At 62.6% G+C, this 243-nt stretch carries 1 protein-coding gene; it reads left to right on the forward strand.

Features of this window, described 5'->3' with window-relative positions:
• Positions 1–243 (forward strand): AAA family ATPase (locus tag HOP58_RS22985; RefSeq protein ID WP_234261947.1); only part of this gene is annotated, 243 nt, incomplete at both ends.

Genomic DNA, 243 nt, shown 5'->3' on the forward strand with positions numbered 1-243 from the left:
AACCTGCTCGAGCCCGAACGGGCCCGCGAGCTGCGCGAGGGATTGAAGAACCTCTACAGCGTGCTCAAGGATGCCGACCCGCACCTGGCCTTCGTGCTGCTTACCGGGGTGTCGAAGTTCAACAAGGTAAGCCTGTTCTCCGGCCTCAACAATCTCAACGACGTGACGTTGGACGCCCCCTACGCGACCATCTGCGGCTACACCGACGACGACATCGACACGGTATTCGCCCCCGAGCTGCCG

It is taken from the genome of Halomonas sp. MCCC 1A11062 (assembly GCF_021404355.1).
Classification (GTDB): Bacteria; Pseudomonadota; Gammaproteobacteria; order Pseudomonadales; family Halomonadaceae; genus Halomonas; species Halomonas aerodenitrificans.